The sequence below is a fragment of the Streptomyces sp. NPDC043896 genome, from assembly GCF_056435605.1.
This window is the reverse complement of record NZ_JBWKEE010000006.1, coordinates 277,279-297,402: the sequence shown is the minus strand read 5'-3', so window position 1 is coordinate 297,402 and position 20,124 is coordinate 277,279. Positions and strand designations below refer to the sequence as shown.

The following is a 20,124-nucleotide window of genomic DNA, read 5'->3' as shown; positions in this document are numbered from 1 at the left end:
GGGACGCGCCGCCCCGGACGCCCCCGCGGCCCCGCCGCCCGGGCCCGGCCCGGCTACGGCCTCGCCAGGGTGGCCGCCAGCGCCGGGGCGAGGCCCGCCACGACCTCGGACGGGTCCAGTTCCGCCACCCCCGGCAGCCGCAGCAGGCAGCGGGTCAGCCCGAGCCCCAGCAGCTGGGCGGCGACCAGGCCCGCCGCCCGGGCGGCCCGCTCCGGGCCGAGGGCGGCCGCCAGCGCCGGGGCCACCTGCGCCGCGAACACCTCCCGCATCCGCTCGGCCGCCCGCTCGTTCGTCACCGCCGAACGCAGCAGCACCAGCAGCGCGTCGTCCGCCGGATCGCCCTCCCACCGCTCGACGAAGTGCCGCACGAGGGCGGCCGGGAGGTCGGCGGCGGGCACGGCGGCCAGGTCCGGCAGCCGCAGGTCCACCGCGAGGGCCGCGTCGAAGAGCAGCTCCTTGCTGCCGAAGTACCGCATGACCATCGAGGGGTCGATGCCCGCGTCCGCCGCGACGCCGCGGATGGTGGTGCGCTCGTAGCCCTGGGCGGCGAAACGCTCGCGGGCGGCCCGCAGGATCGCCGTCTTGGTCGATTCGGAAGTACGTCGTCCGGTCACACCCCCACGGTATGCCAACAACCGTAGGCCAACAAGTGTTGACTTACCGCCCGGTACGGCGCACTGTGGAGTCAACAGCCGTTGGCCAACAAGCGTTGGCCCGCCGGAGGAGGCCGCAATGACCAGCACCGCCGCACTCCCGCTCCCCGCCACCACGAAGGTGGCCATCGTCGGCGCCGGACCCACCGGCCTCGCCCTCGCCGTCACCCTCGCCGGGGCCGGCGTCGACTTCGTCCTGCTCGACCGGCAGGCGGAAGGCGCCAACACCTCCCGCGCCGCCGTCGTCCACGCCCGCACCCTGGAGGTGCTCGACGAGCTCGACCCCTCCGGCGCCCTCTCCGCCGAACTGGTCAGCCGGGGCGTCCCGGTCAGCCGGTTCCGGATCCGCGACGGCGCGCGCCCCCTCGCCTCGATCCCCTTCGACGGGCTGCGCACCGCGCACCCGTACGCGCTGATGGTCCCCCAGTACGAGACGGAGGCCGTGCTCCTGGAGCGCCTGCGCGCCCTCGGCGGCCAGGTCCACCGCCCGTACGAGGTCACCTCCGTCACCCAGGACGCCGACGGGGTCACCCTCACCACCGCCACCGGCGAGACCCTGCGCGCCGCGCACGCCGTGGGCGCCGACGGCATGCACAGCACGGTCCGCGAGGCCGCCGGGATCGGCTTCACCGGCTCCGCCTACGCGGAGTCCTTCGTCCTCGCCGACGTGCTCATGGACTGGGCGCCCGGCCCCCACGAGGTCTCCCTCGCCTTCGGCGCGCGCGGGCTCACCGTGATCGCCCCGCTGCCCGGCGGGCACTACCGGATCGTCGCCACCGTCGCGGAAGCCCCCGCCGAGCCGGACCTCGCCTTCGTCCGGGCCCTGCTGGAGGAGCGCGTCCCCGGCCGGGCACGGGTCCGCGCGCTCGTCTGGTCCTCCCGCTTCCGGATCCACCACCGCGTCGCCGACCGCTACCGCGCCGGCCGGCTGCTGCTCGCCGGGGACGCCGCCCACGTGCACAGCCCGGCCGGCGGCCAGGGCATGAACACCGGGATCCAGGACGCCCACGCCCTCGGCCGCGCCCTGGCCGCCGAGGACCCCGCCGCACTGGCCGGCTACGAGGCCCGGCGCCGCCCCGTCGCCCGGCGGGTGGTGGCCCTCACCCACCGGATGACCCGGATCGCGACCACCCGCAACCCCGCCCTGCGCGCCGTGCGCAACACCCTGCTCCCCGCCCTGTCCCGCGTCCCGGCCCTGCGCGGCCGGCTGGCCCGGGAGCTGGCCGAGCTCGACTACCGCTGAGCCGGGCCCGCCGCGCGGGTCACTCCACGAAGAGCCCCCGCGCCGCGGCCCGCGCGTCGAAGTCCTCCAGCCTCGCCTGCGCGTCCGGCAGGGCGTCCGCCATCGCCTCCAGCAGCACCCGGCCCAGCAGCATCGGCGCGCACGCCGTGTCGAAGGCCAGCCCGGTGCCCACCGGCGCCGGGATCAGCAGGTCCGAGTACCGGGCCACGGGCGCGAACGCCGAATCGGCGACCGTCACCGCCGTCAGCCCGGCCGCCCGCGCGTGCTCCAGGGCCTCCACCACCTCGCGCGGATGCCGCGGCAGGGCGAAGCACAGCAGCGCCGAGGCCCCGGCCGCGGCCGCCGCGTCGATCCGGTCGGCGAGCATCGAGCCGCCCTCGTCGAGCAGGCGTACGTCCGGGTGCACCTTGGCGGCGAAGTACGCGAACCCGCGCGCCTGCGAGGACGCCGCCCGCAGCCCCAGCACCGGCAGCGGGGACGAGGCCGCGAGCACCCGGCCCGCCTCCTCGACCGGCGCCGGGTCCGCGAGCATCGCCGAGAGCCGCCGGAGGTTCTCGATCTCGCCCTGGACCGCCTGCTGGTACTCGTTGTACTCGCCCTCGCGCGCGGGCTCCGGACGCCCCGCGGGAGCCACCTCGCGGAGGTGGCGGCGCAGCGCCGGGTACCCGTCGAAACCGAGGGCCACCGCGAACCGGGTCACCGAGGGCTGGCTCACCCCGGCCAGCTCGGCGAGTTCCACGCTCGACAGGAAGGGCACCTCCGCCGCGCCGCGCACCATGCAGTGCGCGATCCGCCGCTGGGTCGGCGTCAGCCGGTGCCCCTCGAACAGCTGTTGCAGCCGTGCGGCCGGGCTGTCGTTCATCGCCGCCCCCTCCGTCCCTTCCCCGGTGAGATATTCAGTCACCCTGCACTCTGCATGTGTCTATGCAGCACGGCAAGCCGGTGCCCGCGATCCGGATACGGGGGCTACCCCCAGTGCGGGCCGCCGGCGCCGTTCCTACGGTGTCCGCATGACAGAGCTCAAGAAGGAACTCACCGCCACGCTGGAGGCCCGGCGGGAGCTCGGGCCCGAGTACGAGGCCGCGCTCGTGGACTCCTTCGTGGACAAGGTCGACACCCAGGTCCGGCGCAGGCTCGCCGAGGAGCGGCTGCTCCTGGAGCGCGGCGCGCCGGGCCCGGGCACCACCCCGGTGGGCGCCTTCGGGGAGCGCTTCGGGTTCGCGATCGTCACCCTGGTGCTGGCCGTCCCCCTGTCGGCCATCGGCATCACCCAGGGCATCGGGGGGCTGGTGGTGGCCTGGGCGGGCATCCTCGGAGTCAGCCTCGCCCACACCGGCCGCCTGCGCCGCCGCTCCCGCGACCCGCGCGGCCAGGTGCGTTGACCCGCCCCTTTCGCGCGAACGGTACGGGGGCGACACGTGACGGCAGCACCCGCTTAACACGAGTGCGCCACAGTGGTGTTGTCGACGGGACGCCCGGCAAGCCGGAAGGACCCGCCGACGCTCGCACGGCACCCGCGCACCCCGGAGCGGCTCCCGGGACGCGCCGGCGCCACGGACGCGGACGGCCCTGACCCGGCCCGTGTCCCGGGCGGGGACCGCCGTCGTCCCGCCCCCCGGTCCGCCGGGGGTGCGGCGGTCCCCGCCTCCCCGAACCCCGTACACGCCGAAGGGCGGCGGCCCCGTGGCCCGCCGCCCCGTCCGGCCCCGTACGGAGGGACCCCTCGGCTACTTGGCCGTCTTGGCCAGGAACGCCAGCAGGTCCTGGCGGCTCACCACACCGGTGGGCTTGCCCTCGACCAGCACGATCGCCGCGTCGGCCTCGCCGAGCACCGCCATCAGCTCGGACACCGGCTCACCGGAGCCGACCTGCGGCAGCGGCGCGCTCATGTGCTTCTCCAGCGGGTCGCCGAGCGAGGCCCGCTGCGCGAACAGCGCCGCGAGGAGCTCCTTCTCCACGACCGAGCCGATGACCTCGGCGGCCATCACGTCGGGGTGGCCGGCGCCCGGCTTGACGATCGGCATCTGCGACACGCCGTACTCGCGCAGGACCTCGATGGCCTGGCCGACGGTCTCCTCCGGGTGCATGTGGACGAGCGACGGGATGCCGCCCTCCTTGTCGGCGAGGACGTCGCCGATGCGCGCGGCGGGACCCGCCTCCTCCAGGAAGCCGTGGCCGGCCATCCACTCGTCGCTGAAGATCTTGCTGAGGTAGCCGCGGCCGCTGTCCGGCAGCAGCACGACGACCACGTCGTCCGGGCCCAGGCCCTCCGCGGCGCGCAGCGCGGCGACGACCGCCATGCCGCAGGAGCCGCCGACCAGCAGGCCCTCCTCCTTCGCCAGGCGGCGGGTCATCTGGAAGGAGTCCTTGTCGGACACCGCGATGATCTCGTCGGTGACGTTCGGGTCGTAGGCCGTCGGCCAGAAGTCCTCGCCGACACCCTCGACGAGGTACGGGCGGCCGCTGCCGCCGGAGTAGACGGAGCCCTCCGGGTCCGCGCCGATGACCTTGACCTTCCCGCCGCTGACCTCCTTGAGGTAGTTGCCGGTGCCGGAGATGGTGCCGCCGGTGCCGACGCCCGCCACGAAGTGCGTGATCTTCCCGTCCGTCTGCTCCCACAGCTCGGGACCGGTGGTCTCGTAGTGCGAACGGGGGTTGTTCGGGTTGCTGTACTGGTCCGGCTTCCAGGCGCCGGGCTCGCGCGCGAGGCGGTCGGACACGTTGTAGTACGAGTCCGGGTGCTCGGGGTCGACGGCGGTCGGGCAGACCACGACCTCGGCCCCGTACGCGCGCATGACGTTGATCTTGTCCGTGGACACCTTGTCAGGGCAGACGAAGATGCACTTGTAGCCCTTCTGCTGGGCCACGATGGCGAGTCCGACGCCGGTGTTGCCGCTGGTGGGCTCCACGATGGTGCCACCGGGCTTGAGGGCACCGCTCTGCTCGGCGGCCTCGATCATCCGGACGGCGATGCGGTCCTTCACCGAACCGCCGGGATTGAAGTACTCGACCTTGGCAAGCACGGTGGCCTGCAGGCCGTCGGTCACGCGGTTGAGCTTCACCAGCGGGGTGTTGCCGACGAGGCTGATCATCGAGTCGTGGAATTGCACCATGTTCTCCAAGAAGGGGACTCCACGGGTTCTCCGGGAGGTCCGGCCAGAGTATGCGGAAAGGGATTGGCCGACCGGCAGTACGGGGCAGGTAGGTCAACACGACGGAGGAGGTGGCTCGAAGGGTGTCCAGGGCGAGGACGGCCCGCCGGATCGCGGCGGGGGCAGCGTACGGCGGGGGCGGACTCGGGCTGGTCGGAGTCGCCGCGGTCGGTCTGGTGCTGGCGGAGGTGCAGTTCGCGAAGCGCACGGTCGGCACCACGCTGGAGGATCCGCCGCGCGCGGACGGCCTGTACGGGAGCGAGTTCAGCGGTCCGGAGCTGAGCCCGGGACCACTGCGGATGGGCATGCTGGGCGACTCCACGGCCGCCGGCCTGGGCGTCCGCCGGGCCCGCCAGACGCCGGCGGCGCTGCTGGCCTCCGGGCTGGCCGCGGTGGCCGAGCGGCCGGTGGAACTGCGCAACGTCGCGCTCTCCGGGGCCATGTCGGACGACCTCGACCGCCAGGTGAGCCTGCTGCTCGACGGGAACGGGCCCGCGCCGGACGTGTGCGTGATCATCATCGGCGCGAACGACGTCACCAAGCGGATGCCGCTCACGCAGTCGGTGCGGCTGCTGACGTCGGCGGTACGAAGACTGCGGCTCGCTGGGTCCGAGGTGGTGGTCGGGACCTGTCCCGACCTGGGCACGATCGAGCCCGTGTACCAGCCGCTGCGGTGGATGGCCCGCCGGGTCTCGCGGCAGCTGGCGGCGGCACAGACCATCGGCGTGGTCGCGCTGGGGGCGCGCACGATCTCGATGGGGGACCTGCTGGGCCCGGAGTTCGCGGCGAACCCGCGCGAGATGTTCGGCCCCGACTCCTACCACCCCTCGGCCGAGGGGTACGCGACGGCCGCGATGGCCGTGCTGCCGACGCTGTGCGCGGCGCTCGGCCTGTGGCCGGGCTCGGACCGGCTGGACGTCTCGCGGGACGAGGACATGCTGCTGGTGGCCAAGGCGGCGTCCGCCGCGGCGGGCGAGGCGGGCACGGAGGTCACCCCGGCCCGCGGCCCGTGGGCCCTCCTCAAGCACCGCCGCCGCCGGCGCCTCCCGGAACCGCAGCCCCCGGAGCCGCAGCCCCCGGCCCCGGCGGCCACGGCGGCCGCGGCCACCCCCCAGACCCGGCCCTAGGGTTTGCGGGGCCCCGCTCCACCATCCCTCGACCGACGCCGGGGGCGGCGCGCGGGGAAATGGGGCGGGCGTCACACGCCCGGGCCGGTGACCTCGACCGTACGGGGCGGTAACTTCGCATGCGGTCCCGCAACGACGCACCCCCTTGGAGTCCCGATGCCCGAAGCCGTCATCGTTTCCACCGCCCGCTCCCCCATCGGGCGCGCCGGCAAGGGCTCGCTCAAGGACGTCCGCCCCGACGACCTGACCGCCACGATCATCCAGGCCGCCCTGGCCAAGATCCCCGAGCTGGACCCGCGCCAGATCGACGACCTGATGCTCGGCTGCGGCCTCCCCGGCGGCGAGCAGGGCCACAACCTCGCCCGTATCGTGGCGGTGCAGATGGGCATGGACTACCTGCCCGGCACCACCATCACCCGCTACTGCTCCTCCTCCCTCCAGACCTCCCGCATGGCGCTGCACGCCATCAAGGCGGGCGAGGGCGACGTCTTCATCTCCGCCGGCGTCGAGACCGTGTCCCGCTTCGCCAAGGGCTCCTCCGACGGCCTGCCGGGCACCCACAACCCGCTGTTCGCGGACGCCGAGGCCCGTACCGAGGCGGTCGCGCAGAGCGAGGGCAGCGGCTGGCAGGACCCGCGCGAGGACGGCCTGATCCCGGACGCCTACATCTCCATGGGGCAGACCGCCGAGAACCTGGCCCGCCTCAAGGGCGTGACCCGCCGGGACATGGACGAATTCGGCGTGCGCTCGCAGAACCTGGCCGAGGAGGCCATCAAGAACGGCTTCTGGGCCCGCGAGATCACCCCGGTCACCACCCCGGACGGCACCGTCGTCAGCAAGGACGACGGCCCGCGTGCCGGCGTCACCCTGGAGGGCGTCGAGGGCCTCAAGCCCGTCTTCCGCCCCGACGGCCTGGTCACCGCCGGCAACTGCTGCCCGCTCAACGACGGCGCCGCCGCGCTCGTCATCATGAGCGACACCAAGGCGCGGGAGCTGGGCCTGACCCCGCTGGCGCGGATCGTCTCCACCGGCGTCACCGCCCTCTCCCCCGAGATCATGGGCCTGGGCCCGGTCGAGGCGTCGAAGCAGGCCCTGAAGCGGGCCGGGCTGACCGTCGGCGACATCGACCTGTTCGAGATCAACGAGGCCTTCGCGGCCCAGGTCATCCCGTCCTACCGCGACCTGGAGATCCCGCTCGACAAGCTGAACGTCAACGGCGGGGCCATCGCCGTCGGTCACCCGTTCGGGATGACCGGGGCGCGTATCACCGGCACCCTGATCAACAGCCTCCAGTTCCACGACAAGCAGTTCGGCCTGGAGACGATGTGCGTCGGCGGCGGCCAGGGCATGGCCATGGTGATCGAGCGCCTGTCGTAGTGCCGGACGGCCCCGGCGATCACGGGATCGAGCCGGGCCCCCAGGCCCCGCAAGGGATCCTCGAGATCCGTGCGCTCTACTGACGGCGGATCCAATCCCGTCGCGGCCGACCTGTGACCGAATCTCCCCCAGGATGTGACCTTTGTCCTGGGGGATCGGTATTTGCCCAGGTCAGAAGCCATACCCCTTGCTCCGCAAGGACGAAAGACCTGTCCAATTCATGACGTAATGCACTGCACGCCATTCACAGCACAGGACAAGCTGATGTAGGAAGTCGGGGGATCGAATCAACCAGGAGTTAGTCAGTGAGCGCCATGTCTCTTGCCCTGCTGCTGACCACGGCCGCTGCCACGGCCGTGGGCGCTGCTGCGCTGCACGCCGTCCACGGACTGCGCAAGCAGGTCACCGCCCTGCGCGATGAGCTGGCGGTGTCGACCCACCCGCGCGCCGCGACCGTCCCGCACGCCCGCAGCGCGGGGGTTCAGTCCCCCGCCGCCGAGATACGAGCCGCCGTGGCCGAGGCCCTCGCCGAGGAGCGCGAGCGCGAGCTGGCCGAGGCGCGGGCCTTCTGGGCCGCGCAGGAGGCCCGCGACGCCGCCGACGCCCCCTCGCTGCTGGGCGGCCTGCCCGGCCTCGGCGAGGACAGCCCGGTCTTCCTGCCCCGGCAGGCGGACATGGCCGGCCTGGAGCCGGTCCTGGGCGACGACCTCGCCGACGAGTACCCCGAGGATTCGGCGGAACTGGCCGCGGCCCGCCGCCGCCACCCCTCGCACCCCGACTTCGTCCCGGTCCAGCCGAACCCCGGCGCCGACCACGAGCGCACCGTCAGCCGCCTGGAGGAGCTCGCGGAGGCCCGTACGGCCCTCGCGGACGTCCGCCCGGGCCCGCTGGGCACCCTCGACGTGTACGTCTTCACCGACGGCACCACGCTGTGCATGACCCCGGGCCACCGGGAGACCGCGGAGCGCCTCGCCGAGGCCCTGCGCTCGGGCACCGCACCGGTCCTGCTGGGCGGCTCCGGCATCTCCGGCGCCTACGCGCTGACCTTCTCCTGCGGTGACTCCGAGGACCCCGACAGCAACGTCTACATCCTCGCGGACCGGGTCATCGCATCGCTCTGACTTCCGCCTGCTCCACCAGCGCCACGGCCTCGTCCAGCACCTCGGACGGGGCCTTCGCGTTTGCGGGGGCGCCGGCGGCCTCCGCCGCGCGCAGCGCCTCGGCGAGGTCGAGCCCGGCCACCGCCACCTGGTCCCCGACGGTGAAGAGGCCCGCGTCGGGCATCACGCGCGCCGGAGCCGCCCCCCGGGGGTCCTCCAGCCGCTGGGCCCGCAGCGCGAGCTCACGGGCCAGCTCCAGGGCCTCGGCGGCCGCACCCTGCCGGAGCCGGCTCTGCGGGGCGGCCCGCAGCCGGTCGGCGAAGCGTTCCACGGCGGCGTTCAGGGGTGAGGTATCGAGCACCCGGCCGACCTTACGCGCCGTCCCGGCACCATTGCCAACGGGCGAACTCTGCGGCACGGTGACGTGAAGAGAACAGCACGGCGACACCCCCCGGAGGCGCCCATGTCCGTAGAGTTCTCCGAGAAGACCCACCGCAACATGATCGACAGAATCCCCCAGACCACCGGTCGTGAGATCTCCGACTGGCTCCGCACCGTCGACGAAGGCCCCTCCCTCGTCCGGTTCCAGGAGAAGGTCAGCTGGCTGCTCGGCGCGCACGAGCTGTCGTACGGCCAGGCGAAGGCGATCATCCACGAGCACGGCCTGCGCAGAGCCGCCCGCAGGTTCGGCTGAGCCCGCCCCCGACCCCTGACCGGCCCCGACCCCCGGCTCCCCGAGGAGCCCGGAACGCGGGAAGGCCCCGCGAGCGGACGCTCGCGGGGCCTTCCCTTCGCTCTTGCCGGTACGACTAGTCGTCGCCCGAGAGGATCTGGAACAGGCGCAGCAGCTCCAGGTAGATCCACACCAGGGTCAGCGTCAGGCCGAAGGCCGCCAGCCAGGACTCCTCGCGCGGGGCGCCGTACGTCACGCCGTCCTCGACCTGCTTGAAGTCCAGGGCGAGGAAGCAGGCGCCGAGGATGACGCCGACGATGCCGAAGACGATGCCGAGCGCACCGCTGCGGAAGCCGAGGCCGTCACCGCCGCCGAACAGCATGAACAGGGAGTTCGCCACCATCAGCAGGACGAAGCCGAGGGCCGCGGCCATCACGAAGCCGGTGAAGCGGCGGGTGACGCGGATCCAGCGCATCTTGTACGCCACGAGCACCGCGGCGAAGACGCACATCGTGCCGAGCACGGCCTGGACGACCACGCCGGGGCTGATGTAGGTGCTGGTCACCATGGAGATGACGCCGAGGAAGACGCCCTCGAACGCCGCGTAGCCCAGGATCAGCGCCGGCATCGGCTTGCGCTTGAAGCTCTGCACCATGGCGAGGACGAACGCGATGAGCGCCGAGCCGATGGCGATGCCGTAGGACTTGCCCACGTTGGCCGGGTCGACGGGCAGGGCGATCCACGCGAGGGTGGCGGTGACGATCAGGGTGCCGAGCGTCATGGCCGTACGGGTCACGACGTCGTCGATGGTCATCGCGTTGCCGCGGACCGGGGCCGCCGGCATGCCGGTGGTCGGGTCGGTGGCGTAAGGATTCGTCGCGTACGGGTTGGTCGCGGTCCCGGCCTGCGCCTCGAAGCCCGCGTAGCCGCCGTTGTCGCGGCTGAACCCCCGTCGCGAGAAGACCGGGTTACTGCTCCTCATCTCACTCCTCCATGGCCACCGTGCGCGGCCTTGCATCAAGAGTAATGCGCTCGCAAAGAAAGCACCCTACTGCTGGAGGAGGATCTTAGGAGAAGGCGCGGCGAACCGCCGGGGATAAACGGCAAGCGCCGCTGAGTGCCCGGAGCCGGACTTGAACCGGCACGGCCCGAGGGCCAGCGAGGTTTAAGCTCGCCGTGTCTGCCATTCCACCATCCGGGCAAGGCGCGGCGGGCCCCGTGGAAAAAAGCCTTGAACGTGGTGATGAGCCTATCCGGAACACCATGCCCGGCCGAGTGCTCTCTATCCGATGTTGTCTGATTTTATTGGCGATTGAGTGGGCGTCAGGGCCGATAAGTCGCGGTCGGCCCCCTTCCGGAGGATGATCCGCGCCGCCCCGGGATTGACCTGATTCCGCTGCCGCCCGCCACCCCTCCCGCCACCCCGGGCCACCCCCTGCGCGACGCCCCGCGCACCCCTCCCCGGCGGCGCTCCTGTCATACCAGAGGAGGAGACGGGGCGGCTTCCGGTCAGACTCCAGTGGGCCGTCGAACGGGCACCGCGGCTGATCCCCGGCGGGGGTGCCCCCGGTGAGGATGGAAAGGTCCCGCAGCACCGCACGACCGCTCGACAGGAGTCCCCCCGTGACCGCCATGAACTACGCCCGGCAGCACACCGCACAGGCCGTGGCCGCCCGCGCCGCGCAGCTCTCCAAGGTGTACGGCCAGGGCGAGACCCAGGTGGTCGCCCTGGACAACGTCTCCGTCGACTTCGCCCAGGGCCAGTTCACCGCGATCATGGGCCCCTCCGGCTCCGGCAAGTCCACGCTGATGCACTGCGTCGCCGGCCTCGACACCTTCTCCTCCGGCTCCGTCCGCATCGGCGACACCGAGCTGGGCTCCCTCAAGGACAAGCAGCTGACCCAGCTGCGCCGGGACAAGATCGGCTTCATCTTCCAGGCCTTCAACCTGCTGCCGACCCTGACCGCCCTGGAGAACATCACCCTCCCCATGGACATCGCCGGCCGCAAGCCCGACAAGCAGTGGCTGGACACCGTGGTCGACATGGTCGGCCTCTCCGGCCGCCTCTCCCACCGCCCCACGCAGCTCTCCGGCGGCCAGCAGCAGCGCGTCGCCGTGGCCCGCGCCCTGGCCGCCCGCCCCGAGATCATCTTCGGCGACGAGCCCACCGGCAACCTCGACTCCCGCTCCGGCGCCGAGGTCCTCGGCTTCCTGCGCAACTCGGTGCGCGAGCTCGGCCAGACCGTCGTCATGGTCACCCACGACGCCGTCGCCGCCTCCTACGCGGACCGCGTGATCTTCCTCGCCGACGGCCGCATCGTCGACGAGATGTACGCCCCCACCGCCGACGGCGTGCTCGACCGGATGAAGGCCTTCGACGCCAAGGGCCGCACCAGCTGATCGGTCACTGATCACCGAAGCCACGAACAGACTTCCAGCCCAGGACTGATAACCCCATGTTCCGTACCGCCCTGCGCAACGTCCTCGCGCACAAGGCCCGGCTGCTGATGACGGTGCTCGCCGTCACCCTCGGCGTCGCCTTCGTCTCCGGCACCCTCGTCTTCACCGACACCCTCGGCAAGGCCCTGTCCGGCCAGTCCGCCAAGAGCTACGACGGCGTCGCCGTCTCCGTCACCTCGTACGGCCAGGCCCGCTCCGAGGACGGCCAGAAGGAGGGCGACCCCGGCATCAGCCAGCAGACCCTGGACAAGGTCAAGGCCGTCAAGGGCGTCGGCTCGGTCTCCGGCCGCGTCTCCGGCTTCGCCGGCGTCGGCGACGAGAACGGCAAGCTGATCGGCACCGGCTGGGCCAACAAGGGCTCCAACTACGCCCCCGTCAAGGACGGCAAGGACCCCCGCTACACGTTCACCGACGGCACCGGCCCGCTCAAGGACGACCAGGTCGCCCTCGACAAGGAGTCCGCCGCCAAGGGCGGGTACAAGACCGGCGACAAGGTCCGCGTCGCCACCAACGGCCCGGTCCGCGAGTTCACCCTCGCCGGCGTCTTCACCACCGAGGACGGCGCCGTCAACGCCGGCGGCAGCCTCGTCCTCTTCGACACCAAGGTCGCCCAGCAGCTCTACCTCCAGCCCGGCTTCTACGACGAGCTCTCCGTCGCCGCCGCCCCCGGCGCCTCCGCCGACACGCTGCTCGCCGACATCAAGCCGCTGGTCGACGGCAAGACCACCAAGGCCCAGACCGGCGCCGCACTCGCCGCCCAGCAGGCCAAGGACATCGAGAAGGGGATGAGCAGCATGAGCAACATGCTGCTCGCCTTCGCCGGCATCTCCCTCTTCGTCGGCGTCTTCCTGATCTACAACACCTTCACCATGCTGGTCGCCCAGCGCACCAAGGAGCTGGCCCTGCTGCGCGCCGTCGGCGCCAACCGCGGCCAGGTCATGCGCTCGGTGCTCGCCGAGGCCCTGGTCGTCGGCGCCCTCTCGGCCGCCATCGGCCTCGCCGCCGGCGTCGGCCTGGCGGTCGGCATGCGCTCCCTGATGGACTCCCTCGGCGCCAAGATCCCCGCCGGGGACCTGGTCGTCGCCCCCGGCACGATCATCGCCGCCCTGGTCATCGGCGTCCTCGTCACCACCGTCGCCGCCCTGCTGCCCGCCTGGCGCACCGGCCGGATCGCCCCCGTCGCCGCCATGGGCAGCGCCCACCTGCCGGCCTCCGCGAAGTCCCTCGTGGTCCGCAACGTCATCGGCTCCGTCGTCAGCCTCGCCGGCATCGGCGTCGTCTTCCTCGGTGTCTCGATGGGCGGCGACGGCCGCATGGTCATCGGCGCCGGCGCGGCCCTCATGCTCATCGGCATGATCGTGCTGCTGCCGCTGCTGTCCAAGCCGGTCATCGCGGGCATCCGCCCGGCCCTGCAGAAGGTCTTCGGCGTCCCCGGCAAGCTGGCCGCGCAGAACGCCGTCCGCAACCCGCGCCGCACCGCCGTCACCGCCGCCTCCCTGGCGATCGGCCTCACCCTCGTCACCACCATGTCGGTGCTCGGCGTCACCATGGGCAAGGCCATCGACAAGATGAGCACCGACAAGCTGAAGGCGGACTACAAGGTCACCATGTCCGGCGGCATGGGCAGCCTCGACAAGTCGGTCGTCGAGGCCCTGGCCAAGGCCCCCGGCGTCACGGCGGTCTCCCCGCAGGCCGCCGGCTACTTCAAGATCGGCGACAGCTTCCGCGCCGCGTCCGGCGTCAACCCGGCCGCCATCGGCCAGGTGCTGAACATCAAGGTCGTCGGCGGCTCCCTGGACAGCCTCGGCAAGGGCGAGGTCGCCGTCGCCGAGAAGACCGCGAAGAAGCAGAACCTCACCGTCGGCTCCGCCCTCCAGGCGCAGTTCGAGGACGGCCAGAAGGCCACCCTGAAGGTCGGCGCGGTCTACGAGGACCTCGACGGACTGCTGTCCCCCTTCGTCCTCGACAACAAGATCCTCGCCGCGCACACCGACGAGCAGCTCATCCCCGAGGTCTACGTCAACACCAGCGGCGGCCAGTCCAAGGCGAGCCAGCAGGCCGTCATCGACGCCCTCGGCAAGAACCCGGCGATGACCGTCGCCACCCAGCAGGACATGCGCAACGAGATGGGCGGCATCATCAACACGATGCTCAACATCATGTACGGCCTGCTCGGCATGGCGCTGATCATCTCGGTGCTCGGCGTGGTCAACACCCTGGCGATGTCCGTCTTCGAGCGGACCCAGGAGATCGGCATGCTGCGGGCGATCGGCCTCGACCGGGCGCGGGTCAAGAACATGATCCGTCTGGAGTCCGTGGTCATCTCGCTCTTCGGCGCGGTCCTCGGTGTCGGCATCGGCGTCTTCCTCGCCTGGGCCGTCGGCTCCACCCTCACCAAGTCGGTGCCGAACTACGAACTGGTCCTCCCCTACGACCGGATCGGCGTCTTCCTCCTGCTGGCCGCCGTGGTCGGCGTCCTGGCCGCCATGTGGCCGGCCCGCAGCGCCGCCCGGCTGAACATGCTCACCGCCATCAAGACCGAGTAGCGGCAAGGGCGTACGCGCCGCGCACGGCGCACACGGAAGGGCCCCGGGGCACACGCCCCGGGGCCCTTCCCGTCGTCCGTCCGCGGGGGCTACGCGCCCCAGACGCGCGCCCGCAGCGGCATCCCCGAGGCCCCTCCGTCCCCGGGGCGCACCGCGAGCACCTGGTTGACCCCCAGGCGGCCGTGCTCGAAGCCGAGCGCCGAGGCCGCCATGTACAGCAGCCACACCCGGGCCCGCCCGGGCGAGGTCAGCCGTACGGCCTCGTCCCAGTGCTCCTCCAGGCGTGCCACCCAGGCCCGCAGGGTCAGCGCGTAGTGCTCGCGCAGCGCCTCCACGTCGCGGACCTCGAAGCCGGCCCGCTCCAGTTCGCCGACGGTGGTGCCGATCGGGGAGAGCTCCCCGTCCGGGAAGACGTACGCGTCGATGAACTCGTCGACCTCGTACGCCTCCTCGTCGTGCTCCGGGGGCCGGGCGATCTGGTGGTTCAGCAGCCGGCCGCCGGGGGCCAGCAGGGCGTGCAGGATCCGGGCGTACTCGCGGTAGCGCTCGGAGCCCACGTGCTCGGCCATGCCGATCGAGGAAATCGCGTCGTACGGGCCGTCCTTGACGTCCCGGTAGTCCTGGACCCGGATCTCGATCCGGTCGGTCAGGCCCTCCTCGGCGATCCGCTTGCGGGCGTACGCGGCCTGCTCGCGGGAGAGCGTGATGCCGGTGACCTGCACGCCGTACTCGCGGGCCGCGTGCAGGGCCATGGAGCCCCAGCCGCAGCCGACTTCCAGCAGCCGCTGCCCCGGCTTCAGCCCGAGCTTGCGGCAGACCAGGTCGAGCTTGTCCCGCTGGGCGTCCTCCAGGGTGCCGTCCGGGGTCCAGTAGGCGCAGGAGTACACCATCGAGGGGCCGAGCACGTGCTCGTAGAAGTCGTTGCCCACGTCGTAGTGGTGGCTGATCGCCTCGCTGTCGCGCCGCTTGGAGTGGCGCGGCCCGCCCCGGCGGACGGCCTCCTCCGGCGGCGGCGCGGGCGCGGTCCACGGGCGCGCCAGGGCCACGAGGTCGCGTACGGCGGCCCGTGCGGCCGGGTCGCGCAGCAGCGCGGCGGTCCCGGTGGTCCCGGGGACGTGCCCGGGCAGGTGCGGGCGCAGGGCGGCGAGCTTGCCCAGGCCGGAGCGGACCGGCGCGGGCGCGGGCGCGGCGGCGGGCTCCCGCTCCCAGAGCAGCCCGGCCACCTTGTCCAGCAGTTCGAACAGGTCACCCTCGACCGTGAGGTCCCCGGCGACCCAGGCACGGGCGAGCCCCAGCTCGCCCGGCTTCCACAGGATCCGGCGCAGGGCGCGCCGGTGGTTGATCACCAGCACGGGGCCGGTGGCGGGGCCGGCCTCGCTGCCGTCCCAGGCCCGTATCCGCACGGGCACGGGGGCGCCCAGCAGGGTTTCGGCAATCGCTGCCAGCCGCGGCGCGGCGTCGGTCATTTCAGGCACCTCCAGAGTTCCGTGGAACGACTTCCCACTTCCCCTCTGGGGCAATCACGACCGGTTTGCCTGCTGGACCGGCCCTCGACCCGGCCTCCAGCGGGCCGCGCCGGACCCCCGGTAAGGGGGCCGCTCCGGCCACTCCCGCGCCCGGATCCGGCCACCGGGAGGCCGCACCGCACGGCCGTCCCCGGGTACGCCGAAGGGGCCGCCCGCACCACGGATGGCGGGCGGCCCCTTCGGGGTCGTGCTCAGGTTCCTGCCGGAGTGCTCCGGGTCAGGAGGCCTTGGCCTTCTCGGCCGGGGCAGCGGCGGCGGCCGGGGCCGGCGCCGGCTTGGCGGCCTCGTAGAACTCCTCGCGCGGGGTCTCCAGTGCTCCGAGGGAGACGACCTCGCGCTTGAGGAACATGCCGAGGGTCCAGTCGGCGAAGACGCGGATCTTGCGGTTCCAGGTCGGCATGGCCATGCCGTGGTAGCCACGGTGCATGTACCAGGCGAGCCGGCCCTTGAGCTTGATCTTCATCTTGCCCATGACGATCATCGCGACGCCCTTGTGGAGGCCGAGGCCCGCCACCGCACCCTTGTTGGAGTGCGCGTACTCCTTCTGCGGGAAGCCCCGCATGCCGGAGACCACGTTGTCGCCGAGGACCTTGGCCTGGCGCAGCGCGTGCTGGGCGTTCGGCGGGCACCAGGCGTTCTCGACGCCGGCCTTGCGGGCGGCGACGTCCGGAACCTGGGCGTTGTCGCCGGCGGCCCAGATGTAGTCCGTGCCCTGGACCTGGAGGGTCGGGGCGGTGTCCACGTGGCCGCGCGGGCCGAGCGGCAGGCCGTAGCGGGCCAGCGCCGGGTTCGGCTTGACGCCCGCGGTCCACACGATGGTGTTGGAGTCGACCTCGAGGCCGTTCTTCAGCACCACGTGGCCGTCCACGCAGGAGTCCATGGAGGTGTTGAGGTAGATCTCGATGCCGCGGGACTCGAGGTGCTCCTTGCCCCAGGTGCCGAGCTTGGGCCCGACCTCGGGAAGGATCTTGTCGGCCGCGTCGACCAGGATGAAGCGCATGTCCTCGCGCTTGATCGTGGAGTAGTACTTCACGGCGTCGCGGGCCATGTCCTCGACCTCGCCGATCGTCTCGGCGCCGGCGAAGCCGCCGCCGACGAAGACGAAGGTGAGCGCCTTGCGGCGGACGTTCTCGTCCGTCGTGGACTCGGCCTTGTCGAGCTGCTCGAGGACGTGGTTGCGCAGGCCGATGCCCTCTTCCACGCCCTTCATGCCGATGCCCTGTTCGGCCAGGCCGGGGATCGGGAAGGTGCGGGAGACGGCGCCGAGCGCGATCACCAGGTAGTCGAAGGGCAGCTCGTACGCCTCGCCGACCAGCGGCGTGACGACGGCGACCTTGCGGTCCTGGTCGATGGTGGTGACCCGGCCGGTGAGAACCTCAGCCTTGGGCAGCACGCGTCGCAGCGGGACGACGACGTGCCGAGGCGAGATGTTGCCTGCGGCCACTTCGGGGAGGAAGGGCTGGTAGGTCATGTACGACCGCGGGTCGACGACCGTGACGGTCGCCTCGCCGTAGCGCATCTTCTTCATGATGCGCTTGGCCGCGTACAGGCCTACGTACCCACCTCCTACTACGAGGATCCTGGGACGCTCCGTGGTGCTCATGGAACGAGTATCCAGCACCCCAAGGGGTGACGCTCGTGAGCCCCTTCACAAGGTGCGGCAGGGCCTCTGCTACACTGCGCGGCCCGCGTGACCCAGATCATGGCGCGCAACGGGAACCAACATGTAACGGGAGTCGTTGTGCACCCGTCCTGAACAGGCCTCCAAGGCCTCAACCGGACTGGACCACTGGGCTTCGTCCATACCTCTGATACGAAACCCGTCGCGGCCCCGCATCGCACAAACAGATGCCGAAACGGCCCTGCGACCCCCGAGAAGGGGCCCGAGAGCCCTCTTGTTGACCCGGTCGGCGCTTTTTCCTTGTGAAGAACTTCACGAACCTCGTGCCCGCAGGGGCCATTTCGGCCGTACCGGGGGCCCCGCACTGCCCTCGCACCACCACCGCACCGGGGCTCCTCCCCCCTCCCACCAGCCACCCGTCGGGCGGAACGCGATGTTCAGCCACAGGACCGCACGACGACCGCTGCACGGCCGACCGGAAAACGCTCGAAACGCCGGAGGGCCCCCGCGCGGTGCGGGGGCCCTCCGGCGCGAGGGGGCGGGGCGGCGGGTCAGGACCCGCCCTCGCCCGCCTCCGCCTCTTCCGCGGTCTTGATCGCGATGCCGTCCAGGATGTCGTGCTCCGAGACCACGACCTCGGTGGCGCCGATCCGCTCCATGATCGCGAGCAGCACGAGGGAGCCCGCGCCGATCACGTCGACCCGCCCCGGGTGCATCACGGGGATGGCGGCGCGCTCGGCGTGGGTGGAGGTCAGCATGCGGTCGCTGATCTCGCGGACCTGCTCGTAGGAGATCCGGGAGTGGTGGATCCGCGACCAGTCGTACTCGTCCAGGCCCAGGGCGATCGCGGCGACCGTGGTCACCGAACCCGCCAGGCCCACCAGCGTGCGGGCCTCGGCCAGCGGGACGGTCTCGGCGGCCAGGTCCAGCGCCGTCTCGATGTCGGCCCGCATGGCGGCGATCTGCGCCTCCGACGGCGGGTCGGTGACCTGGCCGTCCACCACCAGGTGGCGCTCGGTCATCCGGACGCAGCCCACGTCGACCGAGCGGGCCGCCCGGACGTGGTCCTCGCCGACGACGAACTCCGTCGAGCCGCCGCCGATGTCCACCACCAGGAACGGCCGCTCCAGGTGCTCGTGCGCGACGAGCTCCTTGGTGGCGCCGGTGAAGGAGAACTCCGCCTCCTGGTCCCCGGAGATCACCTCCGGCTCGACGCCGAGGATGTCCAGGACGCCCTGGACGAACTCGTCCCGGTTCTCCGCGTCGCGCGAGGCCGAGGTGGCCACGAAGCGCACCCGCTCGGCGCCGAACTCCTTGATCACCCCGGCGTACTCGCGGCAGGCCGCGAAGGTGCGCTCCAGGGCCTCCGGGGCCAGTCGGCCGGTCTTGTCCACGCCCTGGCCGAGCCGGACGATGACCATCCGGCGGTCGAGCTCCACCAGCTCCCCGGTGGCCGGGTCGTAGTCGGCGACGAGGAGGCGGATGGAGTTCGTACCGCAGTCGATGCCCGCGACCCGGGTCATGCGGCGCCCTCCCCGGTCTCCTCTTCCTTCTTCTCCCCGCACGGGGTGACGCAGGCGCCCTTGGCCCACCACTCCGGCAGCATGGCCAGTGCCTCGTCGCCGAACGGGTTCACCCCGGGGCCGGCGGCCAGCGAGTGGCCCACGAGCACGTGCAGGCACTTCACCCGGTCCGGCATGCCGCCGGCGCTCGGGAAGCCCTGGAGCACCTCGATGGCGTCACGGCGCTCGATGTAGTCCTCGTGCGCCTTCTGGTACGCGGCGGCGAGCTCCGGGTCCTCGGCGAGCCGGGCCTGCATCTCCTTCATCACGCCGTTGGCCTCCAGGGTGCCGATCGCGGAGGCCGCGCGCGGGCACGTCAGGTAGTACAGCGTGGGGAAGGGGGTGCCGTCGGGCAGCCGGGGTGCGGTCTCGACGACGTCCGGCTGGCCGCAGGGGCAGCGGTGCGCGATGGCGCGCAGCCCGCGCGGCGGGCGGCCGAGCTGCTGCTCGAACGCCTCGATGTCCGCGTCGGTCGGCTCGGTCCGGTCGGTCTGGGGCGGGGGCGTCTGCATGCCTGGAGGAAGTCTCTTCGTTCGGTCGTGCGTGATGGGTGGGTCAGTGGGTCATTCGCCGGGGCGGTCGGCCTTGTCGACGCCGTCCCAGACGTTGGAGTACCAGGGGCGGTCGGAACCGTCCTGGCCGCCGCGGCGGTGCTCCGGGGCCGCGGCGCCGGGGTCGGTCATGATGTAGCCGATCTCCCCCGGGCGCAGGAAGTGCAGGTGCCTGCGCGCCTGCTGCTCCGCGTAGGCGGGGTCCTGCCAGCGGGCCTTCTCGTCGCGGAGCTGTTCGAGGCGCTTGCGCGCGGTGTCGGCGGCCCGCTGCTGGTCCGTGATCTCCGAGCGCTGGGAGACGTACTGGCGCATCGGATACGCGAGGGCGACGACCAGCGTACAGAGGACGAGGACCAGCAGTGCCGCGCGGCCGGTGAGCCGGCTGCGGCGGATGTGCCGGCGGGACTGCGAGCGGTAGACGTGGGCCGCGGTCCGTTCGCCGAGCTGTTTGAGCCGGGTCGCCGTCGAGAAGGTGGAGAACCGATCCCGGTTCCCGGCCATAACCCCGCCTCCCCTGTGCGCGCACTACGCAA

The 20,124-nt window shown here is 72.3% G+C and carries 18 protein-coding genes and 1 tRNA gene; 8 read left to right on the top strand and 11 right to left on the bottom strand.

The window, feature by feature from the left end; all coding sequences use genetic code 11:
• Positions 1–53: 53 nt before the first annotated feature.
• Positions 54–614 (bottom strand): TetR/AcrR family transcriptional regulator, encoded by a 561-nt coding sequence (locus AC069X_RS11505; protein ID WP_478727463.1) that lies wholly within the window; start codon positions 612–614, stop codon positions 54–56.
• Between the two features lie 118 nt (positions 615–732).
• On the opposite strand from AC069X_RS11505, the gene AC069X_RS11500 reads away from it, so the two are divergent.
• The gene (locus AC069X_RS11500) at positions 733–1,896 is read left to right on the top strand and encodes an FAD-dependent oxidoreductase (protein WP_478727461.1); all 1,164 of its coding nucleotides are present in this window, start codon (positions 733–735) and stop codon (positions 1,894–1,896) included.
• A 19-nt stretch (positions 1,897–1,915) separates the two neighbouring features.
• Here the strand turns inward: AC069X_RS11500 and AC069X_RS11495 are convergent, their stop codons facing one another.
• On the bottom strand, positions 1,916–2,758 hold the full coding sequence (locus AC069X_RS11495) for a MurR/RpiR family transcriptional regulator (protein ID WP_478727459.1): 843 nt from the start codon (positions 2,756–2,758) through the stop codon (positions 1,916–1,918).
• Positions 2,759–2,906: 148 nt separating this feature from the next.
• Between AC069X_RS11495 and AC069X_RS11490 the strand changes: the two genes are divergently transcribed.
• Entirely contained in the window at positions 2,907–3,278 is a 372-nt protein-coding gene (locus tag AC069X_RS11490) for a hypothetical protein (RefSeq protein ID WP_478727457.1), read from the top strand.
• A 345-nt stretch (positions 3,279–3,623) separates the two neighbouring features.
• On the opposite strand, the gene AC069X_RS11485 is transcribed toward AC069X_RS11490, so the two are convergent.
• Entirely contained in the window at positions 3,624–5,006 is a 1,383-nt protein-coding gene (locus AC069X_RS11485; RefSeq protein WP_478727604.1) for a cystathionine beta-synthase, read from the bottom strand.
• Positions 5,007–5,119: 113 nt separating this feature from the next.
• On the opposite strand from AC069X_RS11485, the gene AC069X_RS11480 reads away from it, so the two are divergent.
• From AC069X_RS11480 to AC069X_RS11470, 3 genes are all read left to right on the top strand, one after another.
• Positions 5,120–6,175, top strand: a complete 1,056-nt coding sequence (locus AC069X_RS11480) for an SGNH/GDSL hydrolase family protein (protein ID WP_478727455.1) — start codon at positions 5,120–5,122, stop codon at positions 6,173–6,175.
• A 156-nt stretch (positions 6,176–6,331) separates the two neighbouring features.
• Positions 6,332–7,552 carry an acetyl-CoA C-acetyltransferase gene (locus AC069X_RS11475; protein WP_478727453.1) on the top strand — a complete coding sequence of 407 codons (1,221 nt, stop codon included), beginning with the start codon at positions 6,332–6,334 and terminating at the stop codon, positions 7,550–7,552.
• A gap of 314 nt (positions 7,553–7,866) precedes the next feature.
• A complete protein-coding gene (locus AC069X_RS11470) occupies positions 7,867–8,673 on the top strand; it encodes a hypothetical protein (RefSeq protein ID WP_478727602.1) in 807 nt (268 codons plus the stop codon).
• Here AC069X_RS11470 and AC069X_RS11465 read toward each other — a convergent pair.
• The gene (locus AC069X_RS11465; RefSeq protein ID WP_478727451.1) at positions 8,657–9,013 is read right to left on the bottom strand and encodes a hypothetical protein; all 357 of its coding nucleotides are present in this window, start codon (positions 9,011–9,013) and stop codon (positions 8,657–8,659) included. The two genes, AC069X_RS11470 and AC069X_RS11465, sit on opposite strands and share 17 nt — an antisense overlap.
• 102 nt (positions 9,014–9,115) lie before the next feature.
• Here AC069X_RS11465 and AC069X_RS11460 point away from each other — a divergent pair, with 102 nt between their 5' ends.
• Positions 9,116–9,346 (top strand): DUF4287 domain-containing protein, encoded by a 231-nt coding sequence (locus tag AC069X_RS11460; RefSeq protein ID WP_478727449.1) that lies wholly within the window; start codon positions 9,116–9,118, stop codon positions 9,344–9,346.
• 115 nt (positions 9,347–9,461) lie between these two features.
• Here the strand turns inward: AC069X_RS11460 and AC069X_RS11455 are convergent, their stop codons facing one another.
• Together AC069X_RS11455 and AC069X_RS11450 are read right to left on the bottom strand one after the other, a co-directional pair.
• Positions 9,462–10,307, bottom strand: a complete 846-nt coding sequence (locus AC069X_RS11455; RefSeq protein WP_478727447.1) for a Bax inhibitor-1/YccA family protein — start codon at positions 10,305–10,307, stop codon at positions 9,462–9,464.
• A 136-nt stretch (positions 10,308–10,443) separates the two neighbouring features.
• A tRNA-Leu gene (locus AC069X_RS11450) sits at positions 10,444–10,526 on the bottom strand.
• Positions 10,527–10,957: 431 nt separating this feature from the next.
• Between AC069X_RS11450 and AC069X_RS11445 the strand changes: the two genes are divergently transcribed.
• Together AC069X_RS11445 and AC069X_RS11440 are read left to right on the top strand one after the other, a co-directional pair.
• Positions 10,958–11,725 (top strand): ABC transporter ATP-binding protein, encoded by a 768-nt coding sequence (locus tag AC069X_RS11445; protein WP_042803491.1) that lies wholly within the window; start codon positions 10,958–10,960, stop codon positions 11,723–11,725.
• Positions 11,726–11,781: 56 nt separating this feature from the next.
• The gene (locus AC069X_RS11440; protein WP_478727445.1) at positions 11,782–14,331 is read left to right on the top strand and encodes an ABC transporter permease; all 2,550 of its coding nucleotides are present in this window, start codon (positions 11,782–11,784) and stop codon (positions 14,329–14,331) included.
• Positions 14,332–14,420: 89 nt separating this feature from the next.
• On the opposite strand, the gene AC069X_RS11435 is transcribed toward AC069X_RS11440, so the two are convergent.
• From AC069X_RS11435 to AC069X_RS11415, 5 genes are all read right to left on the bottom strand, one after another.
• Complete coding sequence (locus AC069X_RS11435) at positions 14,421–15,797, bottom strand: class I SAM-dependent methyltransferase (protein WP_478727443.1); 1,377 nt, start codon at positions 15,795–15,797, stop codon at positions 14,421–14,423.
• A gap of 277 nt (positions 15,798–16,074) precedes the next feature.
• Positions 16,075–17,460 carry an NAD(P)/FAD-dependent oxidoreductase gene (locus AC069X_RS11430; RefSeq protein ID WP_467888964.1) on the bottom strand — a complete coding sequence of 462 codons (1,386 nt, stop codon included), beginning with the start codon at positions 17,458–17,460 and terminating at the stop codon, positions 16,075–16,077.
• A 569-nt stretch (positions 17,461–18,029) separates the two neighbouring features.
• Entirely contained in the window at positions 18,030–19,001 is a 972-nt protein-coding gene (locus AC069X_RS11425) for a Ppx/GppA phosphatase family protein (RefSeq protein WP_478727441.1), read from the bottom strand.
• Positions 18,998–19,552: a DUF501 domain-containing protein gene (locus tag AC069X_RS11420; RefSeq protein WP_478727439.1), complete on the bottom strand. Its 555-nt coding sequence runs from the start codon at positions 19,550–19,552 to the stop codon at positions 18,998–19,000. Before AC069X_RS11420 ends, AC069X_RS11425 begins: the two co-directional genes overlap by 4 nt.
• Before the next feature lie 51 nt (positions 19,553–19,603).
• A complete protein-coding gene (locus AC069X_RS11415; protein WP_007264518.1) occupies positions 19,604–20,092 on the bottom strand; it encodes an FtsB family cell division protein in 489 nt (162 codons plus the stop codon).
• Positions 20,093–20,124: the final 32 nt, after the last annotated feature.

What these genes read in the sequence shown, in the direction of transcription:
- AC069X_RS11500 (WP_478727461.1), top strand. Translation starts at nt 733, where the DNA reads ATGACCAGCACCGCCGCACTCCCGCTCCCCGCCACCACGAAGGTGGCC.
- AC069X_RS11495 (WP_478727459.1), bottom strand. Translation starts at nt 2,758, where the DNA reads ATGAACGACAGCCCGGCCGCACGGCTGCAACAGCTGTTCGAGGGGCAC.
- AC069X_RS11490 (WP_478727457.1), top strand. Translation starts at nt 2,907, where the DNA reads ATGACAGAGCTCAAGAAGGAACTCACCGCCACGCTGGAGGCCCGGCGG.
- AC069X_RS11475 (WP_478727453.1), top strand. Translation starts at nt 6,332, where the DNA reads ATGCCCGAAGCCGTCATCGTTTCCACCGCCCGCTCCCCCATCGGGCGC.
- AC069X_RS11470 (WP_478727602.1), top strand. Translation starts at nt 7,867, where the DNA reads ATGTCTCTTGCCCTGCTGCTGACCACGGCCGCTGCCACGGCCGTGGGC.
- AC069X_RS11460 (WP_478727449.1), top strand. Translation starts at nt 9,116, where the DNA reads ATGTCCGTAGAGTTCTCCGAGAAGACCCACCGCAACATGATCGACAGA.
- AC069X_RS11455 (WP_478727447.1), bottom strand. Translation starts at nt 10,307, where the DNA reads ATGAGGAGCAGTAACCCGGTCTTCTCGCGACGGGGGTTCAGCCGCGAC.
- AC069X_RS11445 (WP_042803491.1), top strand. Translation starts at nt 10,958, where the DNA reads ATGAACTACGCCCGGCAGCACACCGCACAGGCCGTGGCCGCCCGCGCC.
- AC069X_RS11440 (WP_478727445.1), top strand. Translation starts at nt 11,782, where the DNA reads ATGTTCCGTACCGCCCTGCGCAACGTCCTCGCGCACAAGGCCCGGCTG.
- AC069X_RS11435 (WP_478727443.1), bottom strand. Translation starts at nt 15,797, where the DNA reads ATGACCGACGCCGCGCCGCGGCTGGCAGCGATTGCCGAAACCCTGCTG.
- AC069X_RS11430 (WP_467888964.1), bottom strand. Translation starts at nt 17,460, where the DNA reads ATGAGCACCACGGAGCGTCCCAGGATCCTCGTAGTAGGAGGTGGGTAC.
- AC069X_RS11425 (WP_478727441.1), bottom strand. Translation starts at nt 19,001, where the DNA reads ATGACCCGGGTCGCGGGCATCGACTGCGGTACGAACTCCATCCGCCTC.
- AC069X_RS11420 (WP_478727439.1), bottom strand. Translation starts at nt 19,552, where the DNA reads ATGCAGACGCCCCCGCCCCAGACCGACCGGACCGAGCCGACCGACGCG.
- AC069X_RS11415 (WP_007264518.1), bottom strand. Translation starts at nt 20,092, where the DNA reads ATGGCCGGGAACCGGGATCGGTTCTCCACCTTCTCGACGGCGACCCGG.